The sequence below is a fragment of the Streptomyces sp. NPDC097640 genome, assembly GCF_040302705.1.
Taxonomy (GTDB): Bacteria; Actinomycetota; Actinomycetes; order Streptomycetales; family Streptomycetaceae; genus Streptomyces.
Map to the genome: position 1 here is coordinate 138,862 of NZ_JBEOSB010000007.1, position 22,032 is coordinate 160,893.

General features: G+C 72.5%; 14 protein-coding genes and 1 pseudogene. 9 read left to right on the top strand and 6 right to left on the bottom strand.

What is annotated here, in order from left to right; translation table 11 throughout:
* Positions 1–39 precede the first annotated feature (39 nt).
* Positions 40–1,260 carry a L,D-transpeptidase gene (locus tag ABTY62_RS12965; RefSeq protein WP_352129474.1) on the bottom strand — a complete coding sequence of 407 codons (1,221 nt, stop codon included), beginning with the start codon at positions 1,258–1,260 and terminating at the stop codon, positions 40–42.
* 333 nt (positions 1,261–1,593) lie between these two features.
* On the opposite strand from ABTY62_RS12965, the gene glgX reads away from it, so the two are divergent.
* The 4 genes from glgX to ABTY62_RS12985 all read left to right on the top strand — a co-directional run bounded on the left by glgX (position 1,594) and on the right by ABTY62_RS12985 (position 9,018).
* Positions 1,594–3,975: a glycogen debranching protein GlgX gene (gene glgX, locus ABTY62_RS12970; protein ID WP_352129475.1), complete on the top strand. Its 2,382-nt coding sequence runs from the start codon at positions 1,594–1,596 to the stop codon at positions 3,973–3,975.
* 161 nt (positions 3,976–4,136) lie between these two features.
* Positions 4,137–5,909: an ABC transporter ATP-binding protein gene (locus ABTY62_RS12975; protein ID WP_502997449.1), complete on the top strand. Its 1,773-nt coding sequence runs from the start codon at positions 4,137–4,139 to the stop codon at positions 5,907–5,909.
* The gene (locus ABTY62_RS12980; RefSeq protein ID WP_352129477.1) at positions 5,906–7,786 is read left to right on the top strand and encodes an ABC transporter ATP-binding protein; all 1,881 of its coding nucleotides are present in this window, start codon (positions 5,906–5,908) and stop codon (positions 7,784–7,786) included. Before ABTY62_RS12975 ends, ABTY62_RS12980 begins: the two co-directional genes overlap by 4 nt.
* The gene (locus ABTY62_RS12985) at positions 7,783–9,018 is read left to right on the top strand and encodes a HEAT repeat domain-containing protein (protein WP_352129478.1); all 1,236 of its coding nucleotides are present in this window, start codon (positions 7,783–7,785) and stop codon (positions 9,016–9,018) included. The genes ABTY62_RS12980 and ABTY62_RS12985 overlap by 4 nt, the downstream gene beginning before the upstream one ends.
* Positions 9,019–9,043: 25 nt before the next feature.
* Here ABTY62_RS12985 and ABTY62_RS12990 read toward each other — a convergent pair whose 3' ends face one another.
* The 4 genes from ABTY62_RS12990 to ABTY62_RS13005 are packed head-to-tail and all read right to left on the bottom strand — an operon-like array spanning position 9,044 to position 13,223.
* Complete coding sequence (locus ABTY62_RS12990) at positions 9,044–9,685, bottom strand: aspartate/glutamate racemase family protein (RefSeq protein ID WP_352129479.1); 642 nt, start codon at positions 9,683–9,685, stop codon at positions 9,044–9,046.
* A complete protein-coding gene (locus ABTY62_RS12995; RefSeq protein ID WP_352129480.1) occupies positions 9,682–10,506 on the bottom strand; it encodes an AroM family protein in 825 nt (274 codons plus the stop codon). Before ABTY62_RS12995 ends, ABTY62_RS12990 begins: the two co-directional genes overlap by 4 nt.
* A 52-nt stretch (positions 10,507–10,558) precedes the next feature.
* Positions 10,559–12,238 carry an OPT family oligopeptide transporter gene (locus tag ABTY62_RS13000; protein WP_352129481.1) on the bottom strand — a complete coding sequence of 560 codons (1,680 nt, stop codon included), beginning with the start codon at positions 12,236–12,238 and terminating at the stop codon, positions 10,559–10,561.
* Positions 12,239–12,260: 22 nt separating this feature from the next.
* Complete coding sequence (locus ABTY62_RS13005) at positions 12,261–13,223, bottom strand: DUF1177 domain-containing protein (protein WP_311730378.1); 963 nt, start codon at positions 13,221–13,223, stop codon at positions 12,261–12,263.
* A 164-nt stretch (positions 13,224–13,387) separates the two neighbouring features.
* Between ABTY62_RS13005 and ABTY62_RS13010 the strand changes: the two genes are divergently transcribed.
* Positions 13,388–14,203: an IclR family transcriptional regulator gene (locus ABTY62_RS13010; RefSeq protein WP_352129482.1), complete on the top strand. Its 816-nt coding sequence runs from the start codon at positions 13,388–13,390 to the stop codon at positions 14,201–14,203.
* A gap of 75 nt (positions 14,204–14,278) precedes the next feature.
* Entirely contained in the window at positions 14,279–15,031 is a 753-nt protein-coding gene (pepE, locus tag ABTY62_RS13015; protein ID WP_352129483.1) for a dipeptidase PepE, read from the top strand.
* 10 nt (positions 15,032–15,041) lie between these two features.
* Here pepE and ABTY62_RS13020 read toward each other — a convergent pair.
* Positions 15,042–15,505: pseudogene (locus tag ABTY62_RS13020) on the bottom strand (DinB family protein).
* A 508-nt stretch (positions 15,506–16,013) separates the two neighbouring features.
* Between ABTY62_RS13020 and ABTY62_RS13025 the strand changes: the two are divergent.
* From ABTY62_RS13025 to ABTY62_RS13035, 3 genes are all read left to right on the top strand, one after another.
* The gene (locus ABTY62_RS13025; RefSeq protein WP_352129631.1) at positions 16,014–18,236 is read left to right on the top strand and encodes a M4 family metallopeptidase; all 2,223 of its coding nucleotides are present in this window, start codon (positions 16,014–16,016) and stop codon (positions 18,234–18,236) included.
* Between the two features lie 343 nt (positions 18,237–18,579).
* Positions 18,580–20,172, top strand: coding sequence for a M4 family metallopeptidase (locus ABTY62_RS13030; RefSeq protein WP_352129484.1), 1,593 nt, complete (start codon positions 18,580–18,582; stop codon positions 20,170–20,172).
* A 172-nt stretch (positions 20,173–20,344) separates the two neighbouring features.
* Positions 20,345–21,994 carry a M4 family metallopeptidase gene (locus ABTY62_RS13035; RefSeq protein ID WP_502997455.1) on the top strand — a complete coding sequence of 550 codons (1,650 nt, stop codon included), beginning with the start codon at positions 20,345–20,347 and terminating at the stop codon, positions 21,992–21,994.
* Positions 21,995–22,032 lie beyond the last annotated feature (38 nt).

Consider the following 22,032-nt stretch of genomic DNA (forward strand, 5'->3'; position numbering starts at 1 on the left):
GCGTCCGTTAGCACGCCGCCCACAGACCGGCCGTTTCTCCTACTGGTCGGCCTTCCACTTCGCCCACGACATGTTCCATCCGTTGAGCCCGTTGTCCGGCTGGATGGTCCGGTCGTTCGAGTTCTTCACCACCACCACGTCACCGATGATCGAGTTGCGGAAGAACCAGGCCGCCGGGGTCGACTTGTCGCCGCCGCCCCGCTGGTCGAAGAGGCCGACGCAGCCGTGGCTGACGTTCGCCGAGCCGAAGGTCGGCCGGCCCGCCCAGTAGTTGCCGTGGATGAACGTGCCCGAGGTGGACAGCCGCATCGCGTGCGGCACGTCCTTGATGTCGTACTCGCCGTCGTAACCGACCGTGGCGCCGTTCATCCGGGTCACCGCGAGCCGCTCGCTGATGACCATCTTGCCGTTGTACGTCTCGTAGCCGGGCGCGCCGGAGGTGATGGGGAGGGTCTTGATGGTCTTGCCGTCCCGCTTGATCACCATCTTCTTGCTCTTGGCGTCGACCACGGAGACCTGGCTGCGACCGACGGTGAACTTGACGGTCTTCGTCTGCTCCCCGTACACACCCGGCCGGCCCTCGATGCCGTCGAGGTTCAGCCGGAGGGTGACCTTGGTGCCCGGCGCCCAGTACTTCTCCGGCCGGAAGTCCAGCCGGTCGTTGCCGAACCAGTGGCCCTCGATGGGCACCGACGGGGAGGCCGAGACCTCGATGCCGCGCTCCACGGCCCCGGGGTCGGTGATGCCCCGGGAGAAGCGGATCGAGACCGGCATTCCGACGCCGACCTTGGAGCCGTCCTCCGGTGTGAAGACGCCGAGGAAGGTCTTCTTGGGGCGGAGGGTGGTGAAGGCGGAGTGCTTCGCGGCGGTCAGGCCCTGGGAGTCCTTGGCGACCGCGTCGACCGTGTATGTGGTGTCGGAGCGCAGATGCCGGGCGGGCCGCCAACTGGCGCCGTCCGCGGCGATCTTCCCGTCCACCTCGTTGCCCTTGGCGTCCTTGACCTTGACGGAGGTGAGCCGGCCCTTCTCCGAGGTCACCTTGAGCGCGCCCTGGGTGTCGACGCCCTTCGCCCCGTCCTTGGGCGCGATCGCCACGACGGCGCGCGAGGTCTTGACGCCGCCCCCGCCCTTGTCGCCGTCCTTCTTCTTCCCGTCGTCCGACCCGCCGTCACCGCCGCCGCAGGCGGCCACGAGCAGCAGCATCGCGCCGGTCAGCAGCGCGGGCAGCCCCCTGCGGCCCCGCCTCGTCAACGACCCCATCGGCCCCATCGACCCCGACGGCCCCGATATCGGCTGGTCTTCCACTACGGCTCTCCCCTCACCCCGCGCCGCGTCCCGCGGCACCCCCGAAGACACTGCGCGCATGCGCGCATACGCGCCGGTGACAGGTAATCACATGTCACCGACAATGGGCTGCCGGTCCAATGTCACGGTTGCGTCCCAGGTGGGAGGGGTCAAGACCGCTCAGCCCCGGGCGTGCGGGGCGAAACGTGATGCTTGACCCGATCGCGGGCAGAACAGGTGAGAGGGCGGCAGCACTCCGCGCGGCACGGGACGCCGCGCGGGCTCAGCCGCGAACGCCGGAGGCGCCACGTGTCGAACGCAGCCGACCACAGGACGGCGCACAACGGGCTGCCCAGGCCCCGCTCGGGCGCGGCGGCCATCGAACTCGGCGCCCGCCGCGCGGACTCGGGGCCGCCGCCCGCGCCCGCGGCCCTCCCCGACCCGCACGGCGAGCCCGCCGGGGGCGCCCCGGTGTGGCCGGGCAGCGCGCAGCCGCTCGGGGCGCGGGTGCGGACCGGGCCCGGCGGGGTGGTGGGCACCAACTTCGCGCTGTGGGCCGGGGGCGCGGAGGCCGTGGAGGTGTGCCTGTTCGACGACGACGGCGCCGAGACCCGATGTCCGCTCACCGAGCGGACGCATGAGATCTGGCACGGCTTCGTGCCCGGCGTGCTCCCCGGGCGGCGGTACGGCTACCGGGTGCACGGCCGCTGGGACCCGTGGACCGGCGCCCGCTGGAACCCCGCCAAGCTGCTGCTCGACCCGTACGCCCGCGCCGTGGACGGCGACTTCGGGGGCGCGGGGGTCGTTCCCCGCCCCTGGCACGGCCCCCTGCCGCCCGAGGTCTACGGCCATGTGCGGGACTGGCCGCAGCAGCACATCGCCGACACGGTGCGCGACGACCGCGACTCGGCGCCGTACGTCCCCAAGGGCGTGGTCGTCGGCGACGACGACCCGGGCGGCCCGCCCGACGAGTGGCTCGACGACCGGCGCCCGAAGACCCCCTGGGCCGACACCGTCCTCTACGAACTCCATGTGCGCGGCTTCACCAAGCGCCACCCCGGCATCCCGCCCGAGCTGCGCGGCACCTACGCCGGGCTCGCGCACCCGGCCGCGATCGAGCACCTCACCCGGCTCGGGGTGACGGCCGTGGAGCTGCTGCCGGTGCACCAGTTCGCCCACGAGGACCATCTGCTGCGGCGCGGGCTGCGCAACTACTGGGGCTACAACTCCATCGGCTACTTCGCGCCGCACGGGGCGTACGCGGCGACCGGCACCCGCGGCGCGCAGGTCGGCGAGTTCCGGCGGATGGTGCGCGCGCTGCACGACGCGGGCATCGAGGTGATCCTCGACGTGGTCTACAACCACACCGCCGAGAGCGGTGAGCTGGGGCCCACGCTCTCGCTGCGCGGCATCGACAACCGCGGTTACTACCGCCTCCAGCAGGACCCGCGCCGCTACGCCGACTACACGGGCTGCGGCAACACCCTGCATGTGGTGCGGCCCCACGTACTGCGGCTGATCACGGACTCGCTGCGCTACTGGGTGACCGAGATGGGCGTGGACGGCTTCCGCTTCGACCTCGCCGCCACTCTCGCCCGCTCCGCGCACGACGTGGACATGCTCTCCCCCTTCCTGTCGGTCATCGCCCAGGACCCGGTGCTGCGCCGCGTCAAGCTGATCGCCGAGCCGTGGGACGTGGGCCCCGGCGGCTACCAGGTCGGCGCCTTCCCCCCGCTGTGGACGGAGTGGAACGACCGCTACCGCGACGCGGTGCGCGACTTCTGGCGCGGCGCCCTGCCCGACGTACGCGACCTCGGCACCCGGCTGTCCGGCTCCAGCGACCTGTACGCGTGGGGCGGCCGGGGCCCGTACGCCTCGGTCAACTTCATCACCGCGCACGACGGCTTCACCCTCCGCGACCTGGTGAGCTACGACCGCAAGCACAACGAGGCCAACGGCGAGGGCAACCGCGACGGCACCGACGACAACCGCTCCTGGAACCACGGCGCCGAGGGCGAGACCGAGGACCCGGCCGTACGGGCGCTGCGCCGCCGCCAGCTGCGCAATCTGCTCACCACCCTGCTGCTGTCCACCGGCGTCCCGATGCTGGTCGCGGGCGACGAGATGGGCCGTACCCAGGGCGGCAACAACAACGCGTACTGCCAGGACAACGAGACCGGCTGGCTGGACTGGGCGCTGCTGGAGGACCCGGGCTGGCGCGGGCTCGCCGATCTCACCGCCCGTCTGGTCCGGCTGCGCCGCGACCACCCCGTGCTGCGCCGCAGGACCTTCTTCTCCGGCCGCGCACAGGGCCCCGACGGGCTGCGCGACCTGGCCTGGTTCACCGCGCGGGGCACCGAGATGACCGAGGAGGACTGGTACGCGCCGACCGCCGCGCTCGGCCTGTATCTGTCCGGCCGCCACATCGCGCAGCGCGACGCGCGGGGCGCCCCGGTCACCGACGACAGCTTCCTGGTGCTGCTGCACTCGGGCCCCGCGCCGGTGGACTTCACCCTCCCCGGCCCGCCCTGGGCCGCCTCGTACGAGCTTCTGCTGGACACCTCGCGGGAGGACCAGGACGCGCCCCCGAGCACCCCCCATCGCGCCGGCTCGCCGATCGTGCTCCCTGAGCGCGCGGTGCTGCTCCTACGCGCCGTCACGGCCACGGAGGCGGACCGGAAAACCGAGTGAGCGCTGTCAGTGCCGGACCGTAACCTCGGCAGGTGATGGCTGCGACAGATGAACGACTCAGGGGACCGGAAAGGGAAACGCACCGGAGCGACGCGGAGGGGGAGGCAGAGGGGGAAGCGGGAAGTCCGTCGGCGAGGAACGCGGGGCGCGGGCGCTCGGCCGTGCGCTCCCTCTCGCGCCTGTGGCCGTATCTGCGCCCGGTCAGAGCGCGCTTCTTCACGGCGGCCGGGGTCGCGGTCGTGGCCTCCTGTCTGGGCCTGGTCATCCCGCTCGTGCTGAAGTGGATGGTGGACGGGCCGGTGGCCGACCGGGACCCGGGCGGGGTGTGGCTGGGCGGCGCCCTGCTGCTGGTGCTCGGGATCGCGGAGGCGGGGCTGTTCGGGCTGCGGCGCTGGCTGGTGGGCCGCCCGCTGGCCGCCGTGGAGGCCTCGATGCGCACCGACCTGTACCGGCATCTTCAGCGGCTGCCGGTCTCCTTCCACGACCGCTGGTCGTCCGGGCAGCTGCTCTCGCGTGCGACGACCGACCTGATGCTGCTGCGGATGTTCCTGGCCTTCCCGCTCACCTTCCTGGTGGTCAACGGGGTCACGGTCCTCGCCGGGTTCGCCATCCTGTTCGCGCAGCAGTGGACGCTGGGCCTGGTCCTGCTGCTCCCGGCCGTGCCGCTGGTGATCCTCTGCTCCGTCTTCGAGACGCGGTACGCGGTCGTCGCCCGCGCCGTCCAGGACCAGACGGGCGATCTGACCACGGTGGTCGAGGAGGGGGTGCTCGGCGTCCGTATCGTCAAGGGCTTCGGACGCCACCGCAGCCAGGCCCGCGCGTTCCGGGCGCTGACCGAGCGGGTCCGCTCGACGGAGCTGCGCAAGGCGGGCCTGCTGGCCACGATCTGGGCGGTGATCATGACCCTGCCCGAGCTGGCCATCGGCACGGCCCTGGTCCTCGGCACGGTGCAGGTCGCCAACGACGGACTGTCGGCGGGCACGCTCGTCGCCTTCCTCTCCACGGCGCTGACGCTGCGCTGGCCGGTGGAGTCGCTGGGCTTCATGCTGGCGATGAGCCAGGACGCGGCGACCGCGACGGACCGGTTCTTCGAGGTGATGGACGAGCCGGCGGCCGAGCCGCAGCCCGCGACACAAGATGCCTCCGCGCCGCGGAACGGCAGCGCGCCGAGCAGCGGCGGCGCGCCCCGGGACGGGCTGCGCTTCGCGGGCGTGGAGTTCCGCTACGCGGACGCGCCGCCGGACGCCGCGCCCGTGCTGGCCGGGGTGGATCTGCACATCCGCTCCGGCGAGACGATGGCCCTGGTCGGGGCGACGGGCTCCGGCAAGACCACGCTCACCGCCCTGGTGCCGCGCCTCCACGAGCTGACACACGGCCGGATCACCCTCGACGGACGGGACATCACCGCCCTCCCCCGGGACGAGCTGCGCGAGCTGGTCGCCGTCGCGTTCGAGGAGCCCACGCTCTTCTCGGCGACGGCCGGTGAAAACGTCATGATGGGCGCGGCCGAGGTCACCGAGGCGGATCTCCTGCGGGCGCTCGACGTGGCCCAGGCCGACTTCGTACACGCCCTGCCGAAGGGCACCGACACCCAGGTCGGCGAGCAGGGGCTGAGCCTGTCGGGCGGTCAGCGCCAGCGCCTCGCCCTCGCGCGCGCCGTCGTCGGGCAGCCCCGCTTCCTCATCCTCGACGATCCGCTGTCCGCGCTGGACGTGCACACCGAGGCCCTGGTGGAGGCCGCGCTCCGCCAGGTCCTGGCCACGACGACGGCGCTGGTGGTCGCCCACCGCCCGTCGACGGTGCTGCTCGCCGACCGCGTCGCACTGCTCTCCGAAGGCCGTATCACCGCCGTCGGCACCCACCACCAACTGCTGCGCGACAGCGCGGAGTACCGGTCGCTGATGTCCGGTGACGAACGGGAGGAGGCCCGATGACCCAGACCGCTCCCGGCACCGGAACCGGCACCGGAACCGGCACGAAGGCAGACCGGGCCGTGGACAAGCCCGGGGCGACCCCGGACGGCGACCCCTTCGACCAGGACGTGCTGCCCACCCCGAAGGGCGCCTCCCTCACGCTGCTGCGCTCGCTGCTCGCCCCGCGCCGCGGCCGGGTCTGGTTCGCGGCCGTCCTGCTGCTCCTCCAGCAGGCCGCGGTGCAGGCCGGCCCGCTGCTCGTCGCGTACGCCATCGACACCGCCGTGCCCGCCTTCCGCGACGGCGGCCACGGCCCGCTCATCGCCGTCGGCGTCGCCTACCTCGGCTGCGCGCTGGCCTCCGGGGCGCTCCAGTACACCTTCATCCGCACCTCGGCCCGGATCAGCCAGGACGTGCTGCTCGATCTGCGGGGCAGGATCTTCCGCCATGCGCAGGCGCTCAGCGTGGACTTCCACGAGCGCTACACCTCGGGGCGGCTGATCTCCCGCGCCACCACGGACGTCGAGTCGCTGCGCGAGCTGCTCAACGAGGGGCTGGACGAACTGCTCGGCGTCGTTCTCTCCGGCTTCTACATCTCGGTGATGCTGCTGTATCTGGACTGGGGCCTGGGCGCGGCGGCCGTGCTCTCCTTCTGGCCGCTGTATCTGCTCGTCCGCCGCTTCCAGCGCCGCTCCATGCTCGTCTACCGCAAGCGGTCCACGGCCATCGCCGCCGTCATCGTCAAGTTCACCGAGACCATGAACGGCATCCGGCCGGTGCAGGCGTTCCGCCGCGAGCGGGTCAACGACGCGGACTTCCACGCGCTCAACCACCGCCACGAGCGGGTGAACGGGGACGCGCTCCTGGAGATGGCCCGCTATGTGGTCGGCTCCCGGCTGGTGGCCAACACGGCGGTGGCCGCGATCGTCCTGTGGGGCGCCTACCGGGTGGCCTCCGGGGGCCTGGCGCTGGGCGTGCTGGCCGCGGCCGCGCTGTATCTGCGCAGGCTCTACGACCCCATCGACCGGCTGGGGATGTTCCTGAACTCGTACCAGTCGGCGGCCGCGTCGCTGGAGAAGATCGCGGGCCTGCTCGCCCAGCGGCCCTCGGTGGCCGAGCCCGCCGACCCCAAACCGCTGCCGCCGCGCTCCGCCGAACTGCCCGGCCGCGAGGTGGTCTTCGACGGCGTGCGCTTCGCCTACCGTACGGGCGGCGAGGTGCTGCCCCGCTTCGACCTCACGCTGCCCGCCGGGCAGACGGTGGCCGTGGTGGGCGCGACCGGAGCGGGCAAGTCCACCCTCGCCAAGCTGCTCGCCCGCTTCTACGACCCCACCGGCGGCCGGGTCCTGCTCGACGGCGTGGACCTGCGCGAGCTGGCCACGCCGGAGCTGCGCCGCGGCGTGGTGATGGTCACCCAGGAGGCGTTCCTGTTCTCCGGCACGGTCGCCGACAACATCGCCATCGGCCGCCCCGACGCCACCCGCGCCGAGATCGAGCACGCGGCCAAGGCCATCGGCGCACACGACTTCATCGCCGCCCTGCCCGACGGCTACGACACCGATGTGCGCAAGCGCGGCGGCCGGATCTCGGCGGGCCAGCGCCAGCTCGTGGCCTTCGCCCGGGCGCTGCTCGCCGACCCGTCCGTGCTGATCCTGGACGAGGCGACGTCCTCGCTCGACATCCCGGGCGAGCGCGCGGTGCAGCGCGCCATGCACACGGTGCTGCACGGCCGCACCGCCGTCGTCATCGCGCACCGCCTGTCGACGGTGGAGATCGCCGACCGGGTGCTGGTGATGGCGGACGGCCGGGTCGTCGAGGACGGCTCGCCGCAGCGGCTGATCGCGGGCGAGGGCCGGTTCGCGGCACTGCACCAGGCGTGGCGGGAGAGCCTGGTGTGACCGCCGGCAGTGGGGTGGAGGTGGCGGCGTCGGCGTTCGCGGACGACTTCGCGTACGACCTGGACGCGCCGGGCGAGGCCTCCGGCGAGGCGCTGGATCTCCTGCTCGCCGACCTGGCGGGCGACCAGGCAGGCGACCTGGCGGCCGACCTGGCGCACGACCTGGCAGGTGCCCCGGTCGAGCGTCCGTACGAGTGGCTCGACGCGCTGGCCCTGGCCCTGGAACACGGGGTGGAGCCGGTGCTGCGCCGCGTGGCACACCCGGACCCGCGCATCGGGCGGATCGCCGCGCATGTGCTGGCGTACACGTGCCTGGACGCGGCCGCTCTCGCCGCCCTCCTCCCCCGGCTCCTGGCCTGCTTCGACCGGGTCGAGGACGAAACCGTCCGGGCCGCGCTGCTGTTGGTGATCAGCCGCGCGGCCGGGACCTCCGCGACCTCCGCGACAGCCGACGACCCGGCAGCCCGGATGCTCCGCGAGTGGCTGGCCGCCGCCGACCGGCCGGGGCTGCGGCTGACCGCCGCGCTGGCCCTGGAGCGCGGTGGAGCGTACGACGAGGCCGTCGCCGAGGCCCTGGTGTCGGGGGTGGCCGAGGGCGGCGGCGCGGTGCTGGAGCCGCTGGCCTGGGCGGAGTGGCGCAGTGTGGAATGGCTCGTGGCCTACGCCTTCGAGGAGCGCGCCGGATGGTTCGGACGGAGGTACGCGCCCTCCCCTGAGCGGAAGCGGACCCGGGTGGCGCACATCCTCCGGCTGATCTCCGAGGCGCCCACCCAGCTCGCCGTCGAGATCGCCGGGGGCATGCTCTACGACCGCCCGCGGTCCCAGCCGCTGGCGGCGGCGCTCGGGCGGCTGCTGAGCCACCCCGAACCGGCGCTGCGCTCGGCCGCGTTGTTCGGCCTCGCCCGGCACTACCCGCCGCCCGAGGTCGTGCGCGACGACCTCGCCCGCGCCCAGTCCGACCCGGTGATCGGCTGGAAGGCCTCGGTCACCCTGGGCCGGATGGACGACGCGCGCGCCCTCCCCGCGCTCCTGACGGCCCTGCCCGAACGGCGCAGGGAGGTCTACATCGCCCTGCGCCGGATGAGCGCCCACGCCGAGGTCCTGTTGCCGGCCATTCAGACCCGCCTCGCCGCCCCTGCCGACGAGTTGGAGACCTACGACCTGACCCAGGTGCTGCACGAGTGGGAACACCCGGAGGAGGTGCCGGAACACGGGTGGTGGCTGCCGTACTGAGCCACCGGCACCCGCTCCGCTCAGCTCACCTCCGTGCGTACGAGGCCATCAGCCCGGCGGCGAGCACCGGGTCCACGACCGGCACTCCCAGCCGGTCCTCCAGCAGCGGGCGGATCCCGATCGTGTTCAGGCCGGTGCAGGCCAGCAGCAGGGTGTCCGCGCCCGACTCGACCAGCCCGGCCGCGGCCTCCAGCACCGCCGCGGGGCCCTCGGGGGCCTGAAGGTCCGTCGTACGGTGCACGCCCCGCGGCCGTGCCTCCCCGGCGAAGCGCTCGCCGAGGACCGCGCGCACGGCGGGCGGCGCCTCGTCCCTGATGCCCAGCACCCCGACGCGGCTGCCGAGGCCGAGCGCCACGGCGGCGGCCGCCGAGCCGGCGCCGATCACCGGCACGTCGGCCGCCTCGCGGGTGCGTTCCAGCGCCGGGTCGGCGGCGCAGCTGATGACCAGGGTCCCGGCCCCGTCGGCGGCCAGCTCACGGGCCAGGGCCACGATCTTCGGTTCGGCGCGGCGCTCGGACTCGTCGTCGTGGATGCCGTGCGGCTGCCCGGGGATGCAGCGGGAGACGGCCGGAATGCCGTACCGCTCCTCGATGACCCTGCCGTGGGCCGCCACGGCCGAGGCGTCATCGCTGGTGAGGACGCGGATCACGCCGATGTGCGCGTTCATGAGCCGCTCCCGGGGCGGGCCGCGGACGTCTCGGCGGGGCGGCCGAAGGCGGCCACCACCTCGCCCGCCATGCGGACCGCGATGGCCCTGGCCAGGAGGACGGGGCGGCCGGCGGCGCGGACCGCGGCCTCCCGCATCCGCTCGGTGTAGCCGATGCAGTCCAGGACGATCCAGGAGCTGCCGGCCTCGGCGAGGGCGCGCGCGGCGGCCGCCACCTCGTCCAGGGCCTGCTCGGGCGGCGCGTAGGGATTGGCGGGGGCGGCCCGGACCTCGCCGGACAGCACGTCGGACCAGCGGCGGGTCGCGTCCTCGGCCTGGTCCGGGTGCGGGCAGACGATGCCCACCGGGTCGGAGCCGACGGCCGCCGCGACGCCGCGCAGCACCAGCGGTTCGGCGTACAACAGCGGCCGGTCCGCCCGTACGGCGGGGAAGTGGCCGGTGCACAGCAGCAGGGTCGCGGCGGCGCCGTCCCGCTCCGCGCGGGCGACGGCCCGCTCGATGCGCGGGACCAGCGCGGTGTGGCCGAGCATCACCGAGCCGCCGTCGCGCAGCCGGGTGACCAGCGGGGCCTCGCCGGGCTCGGGGGCGAGCAGCCGGCGGGTCTCCTGCTCGGCGGGGCCGTCGAACCGCTCGCCGTCGAGCGCGCCGTGTTCCACGAGGCGCACCCCCGGCAGCAGTGGTTCGGCGTCGGGCCGCAGGTCGGCGCGCGGGGCCTGGCCGATGGTGACGAGGCCGAGGGCCGGGGCGCTCGGGCGGACGGAGCGGTCCGCCGCGAGCTCCGGCTCCGGCTCCGGCTGCGGGTTCAGGACCGGAGCGGTCACGGGTGGGGCTCCTTCCGTGTGCGGGGCGTGTGGTTACCGGCCACGTGGCGGGTCACAGGGCCTTCGTGAGCTGGCCGACGTCGTTCAGCGAGCTTCCGGCCACCAGGCCCGCGCCCACGAGCGACAGGTCGTTCTCCGACTGCTCGTCGCACTCCTTGCGGGCCTTCGCATCGGTCAGCCCGCGCCGCCGCCACATCGTGTACGCCTGGCGGATGACCAGGGCGCCGAGCACCATCCACCCGGCGTCGGGCGTGGCCACCAGCAGACCGGTGGCCAGCAGGACGCCCATCTGCCGGGACGGGCCGCCGAGGAACTGGATGAGCGCTCCGGGGATCGCCCACAGCAGCATGGTGGTCATGGTGCCGGGCTCCAGGCCGCCCTTGATGGTGGCCACGTACACCTCGGACACCGGCGGCACCCGCCCGTCCGAGAAGAACGACTTCCACGCGACGGCCACCACGACGAGCGCGACACCGAAGCCGACGAGCTGGGCGAGGTACTGCTGGCGCCGCCCCTCGATCTCGAAGGGCTGCCACGGCACGGCGTCCCGGCGCAGCAGCCAGCCGGCCTTGAAGTCGTAGCCGAGGTCGGCGAAGGCGGGGCCGGTGGAGGCCGTGTAGCCGACCATCAGCGCGAGCGGCACGGTCGGGATGTGCAGGACCAGGCCGATGATCAGGAAGATCAGGGTGACCGCGAAGGCCGGGAACCACCCGGAGTGCATGGCCGCCAGCCCCACGATGAGCTGGTGCACGATGGCGGCGATTCCGGCGAGCGCCACCCAGCCGACCAGGGCGGGGACGGACAGCCGGCCGGCCACTCCGCCCGCGACGGCGACCACGATCGCGCCGCACACGAACAGCCCCATGCCCTCCAGCAGACCGCGGCGCAGCTGCGGGGCCTTGACCGTACGCTCGTCGTCATCGGAAGCGGAGACGGTGTCATGGGCGGACGCCGGGCCGTCGCCACGCCCCTTGCGGGTCCGCATCAGCAGCAGCGCCTGGATGAGAGCGACGAGCCCGGCGCCGACCATCAGGCCGTGCGGCACCCGCTCGGCGCCCAGGTCGTAGCCGAAGTCCGGGGCGTACTGGCCGGCGGCCAGCCCGATGCCGAACATCGCGAGCGCCCAGATGTTGCCGAGGAAGCCGACGCCCGCGGCGCTGGTGGGGAACTTGAACAGCGCGCCGACCAGGCCGACGAGCGCGCCCACGCCGAGCACCGCGGCCTTGCGCCCGCCGGTGTCCCCGGCCTTGATGGTCTCGGCCGCGGCGATGCCCGCGGGCCAGGAGCCGGTGGCGGGCAGCAGCTTGGAGTCGAACACCCGGTACAGCACCCAGCTGTCGACGGCCAGCCCGATGACGGCGCCGCCCAGCATGGGCCACACCAGGTCGGTACGGCCCAGGGCGAAGGGCACGGCGATGGGGGTGAGGAGGGAGTTGGCGGCGGCGAAGGTGGAACCGGAGATCGCCGACTGCACCAGGTTCTGCCGGTGCTGGGAGCGCATCCGGGTCAGCATGCCGACCGGGATGCGCCCGATCAGCATCGCCACCAGGGCGCCGATCACGGCCGTGTTGGGGGACACGCCGAGCGAGGTGATCAGCACCATGCCGATCAGGGCGCCGAGGACCGACATCAGGATGGTGATGACGAGGGTGACCGGTTCGAAGGCTCTGGGGTGAGCTTCGACCGGCGCGGAGGTGGCCTCCGCGGCGGTCTGGGTGTTCGGATCGTTCATGGGGACTCCTGGGCGCGTGGGCTCACTGCGCGGGGACGGGCGCCTGAAGGTGGGTCATGGGGCCGTACAGCTCGACCAGGCGCGCGAACTCCTCGTCGTCGAGGAAGCGCGCGACTCCGCGGCCGAACTCCTTGGCGGTCTCGATCGCGAACCGGGCGGCGGCCGCGATGTCGGTCTCGTGGCTGGCGCCGGTGGCGCAGCCGGCCACGGCGGTGGCGGCGGTGATGGCGAGGCCGACGACGGGGGCCTTGGTGGCGACGGCGGGCTGGAGGATGGAGTTGAGGTGGTGCACCCCGTTGCCGTACGGGGTGATGTCCTGCGTGGTGATGGGCAGCACGCGGGCGGGCTCCCCGGTGACGGTCTCCAGGATGGACACCAGGTCCTCGCTCACCCGGAGGATCCAGCCCTCGCGGACGGTCGGCGACAGGGCGAGGCCGCGGTGGTTGAGCAGCCGGTTTCCCTTGGTGGTGTCGATGGAGACGACCGCGTCCATCTCGGGGGAGATCTCCTCGCGGTTGCACACCAGGGTGTCCACCGGGGAGTCCATGAAGGGCACCGGGTCGTGCGGCTGGGTGGGGGCCCATCCGCACACATGGGTGGAGAGGGTCACATCGCCGTCCAGCACGTCGCCGCGGGCGTGCATGTCCAGCAGCTTGGCGGCGGCGGACAGCGCCGCGACCGCCCCGTCGGCGTCGGAGACCAGGCCGATCCGCTCCGGCCGGGCGCCGACTCCGCCGAGCCGGCCGAGGATGCCGAGGGTCGGCGCGTCGCCGCCCGCGGCCCGGCCGCGGCGGCCGGGGACGGTGACGGAGACGAAGTCCGTGCTGCCCTTGTCGCCCTCGACCGTGCGTACCTCGATCCGCGGCGCGGTCGCCGGGTCGGCTCCGGCCGCGGTCTGGACGGCCCGCAGGTGGTCGGCGAGCAGCTCCCCGCTGGTCTGCGGGCGGTCGAGGAGTTCGATGATCTCAAGGACGTGTTTGAGCACGGGGGCCTCTCAGGACGAGCGAGGTCGCGGGTGACGCGGTCGGACAGCCGGTGGTCCGGGCGAGCGGCGATGAGGAGGCCCGGGTTCCGGTCGCCCCAGAGTCAGCCGACCGTTCCGCCGAGCGCAATGTTTTCTCGATATGCGGGAATGTTTACTCTTCCTTCATGGCCGAGCAGTCACCCGTAACCGGTCCGCCGCCTTTGCAGACCGCGGACCGCGTCCTCAATGTCCTGCTGTCCTTCGACCGGGAGCGCCCCGAGTGGGGCGTCACCGAGGTGGCCGCGGAGTTCGGCCTGGACAAGTCGGTCGCGCAGCGGCTGCTGGCCGCGCTGGCGTACCGCGGCTTCCTGGTGTCCGACCAGCGCACCCGCCGCTACCGGCTGGGCCCGGCGGTGTGGCATCTGTCACGTGTGTGGGAGCGCGGCGGCGGCATGGCCAGCCTGGTCCGGCCCACGCTGGAGTCGCTCGCCGAGTCGGTCGGGGTCGGCGCGCTCTTCGCGGTGCCGGACGGGGTCCACATGCGCTGTGTCACGGCCGCGGACGGGGCGACCGGCCCGCTGCGCTACTACGCTCTGGCGGGCGAGCTGTACCCGGCACACGCCGGGGCCACCTCGCGGGCCTACTTCGGTATGCTGCCGCCCGGCGATCGGGCCGTCCTGCTGTACGGCCGCCCGATGGCGCGGTTCAGCGAGAACACGCTGACCGATCCGGTGCGGCTGGAGGAGCGCTTCGCCGAGGTGCGGCGCCTCGGCTACGCGTACTCCGAGGGCGAGTACGATCCGCAGACCGCGGCGCTCGCGGTCCCGGTGCTCGTCGGAAGGCGCCCGGTGGGCACGCTGTCCCTGACCGCGGCCCTCGAGGACCTGCGGGGCCGCCAGGAGGAGCTGACCGGCCCGCTTCAGCAGTACGCCGCGGACCTGGGCAGGCTGCTGACGCCGACCCGCCCGCGGCAGGTGCCGCCGCGCCGCGACGGGCGCTGAGCGGCTGCGCCACATGTGTGGCACCGAGCCGCTGCATCACATTTGTTCTGTCCGTCCCAGAAAGGGCCATCCACCATGCGGTTGCTGCTGCTGTCCAACTCCACCGCCCCCGGGCACGGCTACCTGGAGCACGCGCGGGAGGAGATCGGCGCGCTGCTCGACGGCGTACGCCGGCTGGTGTTCGTGCCGTACGCCCTGGCCGACCGGGACGGCTACACCGCGCAGGTGGCCAAGGCGCTGGAGCCCCTGGGCATCGAGGTGACCGGCGCGCACACCGCCGCCGACCCCGCCGAGCTGATCGGCGGCGCGGAGGCGGTGTTCGTGGGCGGCGGCAACAGCTTCCGGCTGCTGAAGGCCCTGCACGAGCACGGTCTGGTGCGGGCCATCCGCGAGCGGGTGGCGGCGGGCGCGCCGTACATCGGGTCGAGCGCGGGCACCAACATGGCCTGCCCGACCCTGCGCACCACCAACGACATGCCGATCGTGCAGCCGCCCAGCTTCGAGGCCCTGGGCCTGCTGCCCTTCCAGATCAACCCGCACTACCTGGACCCGCGGCCGGACCTCGGCCACATGGGCGAGACGCGGGCCGAGCGGCTGGAGCAGTTCCTGGAGGAGAACGACGTGCCGGTGGTGGGCCTGCGCGAGGGCACATGGCTGAGCAGGGACGCGGACGACCGGCTGACGCTCGGCGGGATCGCGGCCGGAGCCGTCCTGTTCCGCCGTGGCGCGGACCCGGCGGACCGCGTGGAGCCCGTGGAGCTGTCCCCCGGCGCGGACCTGAGCGCCCTGCTGGGCGAGCGCCCGCGGTTCGACAGCCCCGCCGGCTGAGCCACGCGGCTCACTCCCCGACCGTGCCGTCGGCCAGCTCGCGTACGACGTCGAGCCGGCCGGCGTGCCGGGCGTACTCCTGGAGCAGGTGGAAGAGGATCCAGCCGAGCGTCGGGGCATCGGCCTCGGTGGCGAAACGGCCGCCGGTGGGCGCCCGGCGGCCGAGGGGAACGTCCGCCACGGCCCGCCGCGACCAGGCGCACTGCTCCTCGAACCGCGCCCGGACCTGTGCCGGTGACATGTCCTCGGGGACGTGCCAGCGGTCGTCGGGGCCCGGTCGCCCCAGGGCGACTCCACCGGCTCGCCGAGGAACCCCCAGCGCAGCCAGCGCCGTTCGACGTGAGTGAGGTGGTGGAGCAGCTCCAACGGGGTCCAGCCGGAGGGCAGCCGGGAGGTGCGGAGCTCGCTCTCGCCGAGCCCGTCGAGCTTATGGAGCACAACGCTCCGGTAGTAGTCGAGATATGCGTCGAGCATCTCGCGGGTGTCCGCGAGCGAGTGCGGCGGCTCGTCGATGGGTTCACCGGGCTCACCGGGTTCTCCGGGTTCACCGGGTTCACAGGCGTCGGCATGGAGCGATGCTACGGACGGCCGGACGGACGGGCCCCGCCCCATCCGGAATGCGAACGCGCGCCGATTGTCAACGAACGCTTTCCGGCCAAGTTCTTGTCGCGCTCCTGACAGGACTAGTCCACCGATGACACCCTTCCCTCATTCGGCGCACAGCTCCCCCACAGCTCACGGCTGAGCTTCGACACCGTCGGCACCCGCATGCACACCTTCGCACCTTCCCCCCACGCGCTCTGCCCCGTCATGCCCGGGCGGCCTCACCCGGCCGTCCGGTCGTAACCGGTCGCGCCACCGCGCGGCCAGCGCAGAAGGAGTCAGTGTGAGATCGACCTCCCAACGCCCCCACAGACCCCACAGACCCCAGGCATCCCGCAAGCGCGCCGTCGCGAGCGGCGCGCTCGTCGCCGCGGCGGCCATGCTCGCCGTCGGGCTCCAGACCGGCACCGCCGCCGCCCGCCCGGACGGCTCCGCCCCGGCGTCCGGCACCGTCTTCGCCAAGCCGGACCCCGACGCCCTGCCGGTGGCCCTCTCCCCCGCACGGCGCGCCGAACTGATCCGTGAGGCCGACGCCTCGAAGTCCGCCACCGCCAAGTCACTTGGCCTCGGCGCCAAGGAGAAGCTGGTCGTCAGGGACGTCACCAAGGACGCCGACGGCACCCTCCACACCCGCTACGAGCGCACCTACGACGGCCTCCCCGTCCTCGGCGGCGACCTGGTCGTCGACGAGGCGAAGAGCGGCGCCGTACGGTCGGTCGCCAAGGCGACCAAGGCGCCGGTGAAGGTGGACTCCACCACCGCCACCGTCGCCCCCGCCACCGCCGGCAAGGCGGCGGTGAAGTCGGCCGACGCGCAGGGTTCGCGCAAGACGGAGACCGAGCGGGCGCCCCGCAAGGTCATCTGGGCGGCCAAGGGCACGCCCACGCTCGCGTACGAGACGGTCGTCGGCGGCCTCCAGGAGGACGGCACGCCGAACGAGCTGCACGTCATCACCGACGCGAACACCGGCGCCAAGCTCTTCGAGTTCCAGGGCGTCAAGGAGGGCACCGGCAACAGCCAGTACAGCGGGCAGGTCACCCTCGGCACCTCGGGCAGCTCGGGCTCGTACAACCTGACGGACGCCGGCCGCGGCGGCCACAAGACGTACAACCTCAACCGGGGCACCTCCGGGACGGGCACGCTCTTCACCGACGCCGACGACGTCTGGGGCAACGGGACGACGAGCGACGCCGCGACCGCCGGTGTGGACGCGGCCTACGGCGCCGCGCTGACCTGGGACTACTACAAGAACGTCCACGGCCGCACCGGCATCCGGGGCGATGGCGTCGGGGCGTACTCCCGGGTGCACTACAGCAGCAACTACGTCAACGCGTTCTGGCAGGACTCCTGCTTCTGCATGACGTACGGCGACGGCTCCGGCAACGCCAAGCCGCTCACCTCCATCGACGTCGCGGCCCACGAGATGACCCACGGCGTCACCGCCGCCACCGCCAACCTCACCTACAGCGGTGAGTCCGGCGGCCTCAACGAGGCCACCTCGGACATCTTCGCCGCCGCCGTCGAGTTCAACGCCAACAACGCGAACGACCCGGGCGACTACCTGGTCGGCGAGAAGATCGACATCAACGGCAACGGCACCCCGCTGCGCTACATGGACAAGCCCAGCAAGGACGGCGCGTCCAAGGACAACTGGTACTCCGGTGTCGGCAACGTCGATGTGCACTACTCCTCCGGCGTCGCCAACCACTTCTTCTACCTGCTGTCCGAGGGCAGCGGCGCGAAGGTGGTCAACGGCGTCAGCTACGACAGCCCGACCTACGACAACCTGCCGGTCCCCGGCATCGGGCTGGCCAACGCCGAGAAGATCTGGTTCAAGGCGCTGAGCCAGCGCATGACGTCCAACACCAACTACGCGGGGGCGCGGGACGCCACGCTGTGGGCGGCGGGCGAGCTGTTCGGCCAGGCCAGCCCCGAGTACAACACGGTGGCCAACACCTGGGCCGCGGTCAACGTCGGGTCCCGGATCGTCGACGGCGTGTCCATCACCGCGCCCGGCGACCAGACCAGCATCGTCGACCAGGCCGTCAGCCTCCAGATCGCGGCCACCAGCTCCAACCCGGGCGCGCTCACCTACGCCGCCACCGGGCTGCCCGCCGGGCTGTCGATCGACTCCTCGACCGGCGTGATCTCCGGCACCCCGACCACGCTGGGATCCGGCACCGTGACGGTCACCGTGACCGACGCGGCCGGCGAGTCGGCCACGGCCTCCTTCACCTGGACCGTGAACACCACCGGCGGCAACGTCTTCGAGAACACCACGGACGTCCCCATCCCGGACGCGGGCGACGCGGTCACCTCTTCGATCACGGTGAGCCGGGCGGGCAACGCGCCGTCCAACCTCCAGGTGGGCGTGGACATCGTGCACACCTGGCGGGGTGACCTGGTGATCGACCTGCTGGCGCCGGACGGTACGGCGTACCGGCTGAAGAACTCCAGCTCCACGGACTCGGCGGACGACGTGCGGACCACCTACACGGTCGATGCCTCGTCCGAGGTGGCCGTCGGCACCTGGAAGCTGCGGGTGCAGGACGTCGCCGCGCTGGACACGGGCTACATCAACAGCTGGAAGCTGACGTTCTGAACGGGCTGACGTTCTGAACGCTGCGCACATCCGGATGCGGCGCTGAGCCCTCCGGTCAGCGGACAGGCGCCGCCAGGGGTGACTCCGACTCCCCCTGGCGGCGCCTCTTTTGCCGTCACGGGGCGTGCAACTCCACTCCGGATAACGACCCCTCCGATTTCCGAAGACTGTTCAACACTAGACGAACATTTTCCCCTGGACCTGCCCCGAAGCGCGTGACATGTACGCGCCCTGTGTGACAGTCTGCCCACGCGATCGCATCCACACCTCTTGTTCAGGTCCGGGCAGCTCTTCCCCGCCGCCCGGGGCTGACCCCCCACAGCAATGAGGAGTCCGAGTGAGCGTGCGCAAGAGCACGAACCTGCCCATTTCCCCTGCCCATTCCCCCGCCCGCGGCAAGCGCCGCACAGCGGCCACCGCAGGCGCCGCCGTCGCGGCGGCCGCGCTGCTGGCCACCGCCGTCACCACGGGCCAGGCCACCGCCGCAACCACAACCAGCGACGCCAAGGCGCTGGGCCTCGGTGCCAAGGAGAAGCTGGTCGTCAAGGACGTCGTACGGGACGCCGACGGCACCGTCCACACCCGCTACGACCGCACCTACGACGGCCTTCCCGTCCTCGGCGGCGACCTGATCGTCCACAAGTCCGCGAGCGGCACCGTCAAGGGCGTCACCAAGGCCGTCAAGGCCACCCTCGCCGTCCCCTCCACCACGGCCAAGGTGACACCGGCGACCGCTGAGCGGGCCGCGGTCAAGCGCGCCCAGGCGGACGACTCCCGGCGGGCCGCCGCCGACGGCGCCCCGCGCAAGGTGATCTGGGCCGCCACCGGCAAGCCCGTCCTCGCGTACGAAACCGTCGTCGGCGGGGTGCAGAAGGACGGCACCCCCAACCAACTGCACGTCATCACCGACGCGAACACCGGCGCCAAGCTGTACGAGTACCAGGGCATCAAGACCGGCAGCGGCGAGAGCCAGTACAGCGGCAAGGTCGACCTCGGCACCACCCAGGAGGGCAGCGGCTACACCCTCACCGACGCCGACCGCGGCGGCCACCGCACCACCGACCTCAAGGGCGCCGAGTCCGGCGAAGGCGCGGCGTTCACGGACGACGACGACACCTGGGGCAGCGGAGCGCCCGACGACCCGCAGACCGCGGCCGTCGACGCGCACTACGGCGCCGCCCTCACCTGGGACTACTACAAGAACGTGCACGGCCGCGACGGCATCGCGGGCGACGGCAAGGGCGCGTACTCCCGGGTGCACTTCGGCCACGACTACGTCAACGCCTTCTGGGACGACAGCTGCTTCTGCATGACGTACGGCGACGGCCAGGGCGACAAGGCCCCGCTCACCTCGATCGACGTCGCGGCCCACGAGATGACCCACGGCGTCACCTCCGCCACCGCCAACCTTCAGTACAGCGGCGAGTCGGGCGGTCTCAACGAGGCCACCTCCGACATCTTCGCCGCCGCAGTGGAGTTCAACGCGAAGAACGACAGCGACCCCGGGGACTACCTGGTCGGCGAGAAGATAGACATCAACGGCGACGGCACCCCGCTCCGCTACATGGACAAGCCCAGCAAGGACGGCGCGTCCGCGGACAACTGGTCCGACTCCGTCGGCGACTTGGACGTGCATTACTCGTCCGGTGTCGCCAACCACTTCTTCTATCTGCTGTCCGAGGGCAGCGGCGCCAAGGAGGTGGGCGGCGTCCAGTACGACAGCCCGACCGCCGACGGCTCCAAGGTCGAGGGCATCGGCCGCGACAAGGCCGAGAAGATCTGGTTCAAGGCCCTGACCACCTACTTCACCTCCACCACCGACTACCACGCCGCACGCGAGGCGACGCTGAAGGCCGCGAGCGACCTGTACGGGGCGGACAGCCCCGAGTACAAGGGCGTGGATTCGGCGTGGGCCGGAGTGAACGTCAAGCCGTAAAACCGCGTCAAACAATGTGCACCACATAGCCGGTGCCCGGGTCCCGTTCCCGGGCACCGTCATGTTTCCGCACTTTGTTCTGCCGGGTGGCCACTTCGCCACCCGGCACCCCACAGCAACAGGAGACAACGTGACGCAAGGCTCGGCCTCCGGCAGACCCAGCACTTCGCGCATATCCCGCGCCGCGGCGCGGCGGCGCTCCCGCACCGTCGTCGCCGCGGGGGCGGCGACACTCGCCGGAGCCCTGATCGCGGGCGGCGCCACCGCCGGCACCGCGGGCGCGGCCACCCCGCCGCCCCCGCCCACCGCGACGGGCGCCCAGTCCCTCGCCCTCTCCCCCTCCGTCCGCGCGGAGCTGCTGCGCGAGGCCGACGCCGCCACGTCCGGCACCGCCCGCTCCCTCGGGCTCGGCGCCAAGGAGAAGCTGGTCGTCAAGGACGTCGTCAAGGACGCCGACGGCGCCGTCCACACCCGCTACGAGCGCACCTACGACGGCCTCCCCGTCCTCGGCGGCGACCTCGTCGTCCACGAGGCGGCCGACGGTTCGAGCGACGGCGTCACCAAGGCCACCGACGCCACGATCAAGGTGTCCGACACCCGGGCCGCGATCGCCCCGTCCGCCGCCGAGCGGACCGCCGTGAGCGCCGCCAAGGCCGCGGCGGGCGACGAGGCCGACACCACGGCCACGCCCCGCAAGGTGATCTGGGCCGCCTCCGGCAAGCCCGTCCTCGCGTACGAGACCGTGGTCGGCGGCTTCCAGGACGACGGCACGCCCAGCAAGCTGCATGTCATCACCGACGCCGACACCGGCAAGAAGCTCTACGAGTTCCAGGCCGTCCGCAACGGTACGGGCACCGGCCAGCACAACGGCAAGGTCACCGTCGGCTCCACCAAGAGCGGCACCCAGTACCTGCTCAAGGACACCGCGCGCGGTGGCCACATGACCTACAACCTCAAGCACGCCGAAGAGGGCAAGGGGTCGAAGTTCCTGGACGCCGACGACGTCTGGGGCAACGGCAAGCCGACCATCGCGCAGACCGCCGCCGTCGACGCCCACTACGGTGCGGCCAAGACCTGGGACTACTACAAGAAGGTCCTGGGCCGCAACGGCATCAAGAACGACGGCAAGGCCGCCTACTCGCGCGTCCACTTCAGCAACGAGTACGTCAACGCCTTCTGGGACGACGAGTGCTTCTGCATGACGTACGGCGACGGCGAGGGCAACAAGAAGCCGCTCACCTCGCTCGACGTCGCCGGCCACGAGATGAGCCACGGCCTCACCTCCGCCACCGCGAACCTCGAGTACAGCGGGGAGTCGGGCGGCCTCAACGAGGCCACGTCCGACATCTTCGGCACGGCCGTCGAGTTCTACGCCAAGAACCCCAAGGACGCCGGCGACTACCTCATGGGTGAGAAGATCGACATCAACGGGGACGGCACCCCGCTGCGCTACATGGACAAGCCCAGCAAGGACGGCCTGTCCTACGACTACTGGTCCAGCACCATCGGCCAGGACGACCCGCACTTCACGTCCGGGCCCGCCAACCACTTCTTCTACCTGCTCGCCGAGGGCAGCGGCCGCAAGGTCATCAACGACGTGACCTACAACAGCCCGACCAAGGACGGCCGCACCGTCAAGGGCATCGGCCGCGCCAAGGCCGAGAAGATCTGGTACAAGGCGCTGACCACGTACATGACCTCGACCACCAACTACGCCAAGGCGCGCACCGCGACGCTCAAGGCGGCGAAGGCCCTGTACGGCGGGACCAGCGTCGAGTACAAGGCGGTCGACAACGCCTGGGGCGGCATCAACGTGCGGTGACGCACTGAGCCCCGCGCTCGGTGGCCGGGCGGGCGCAC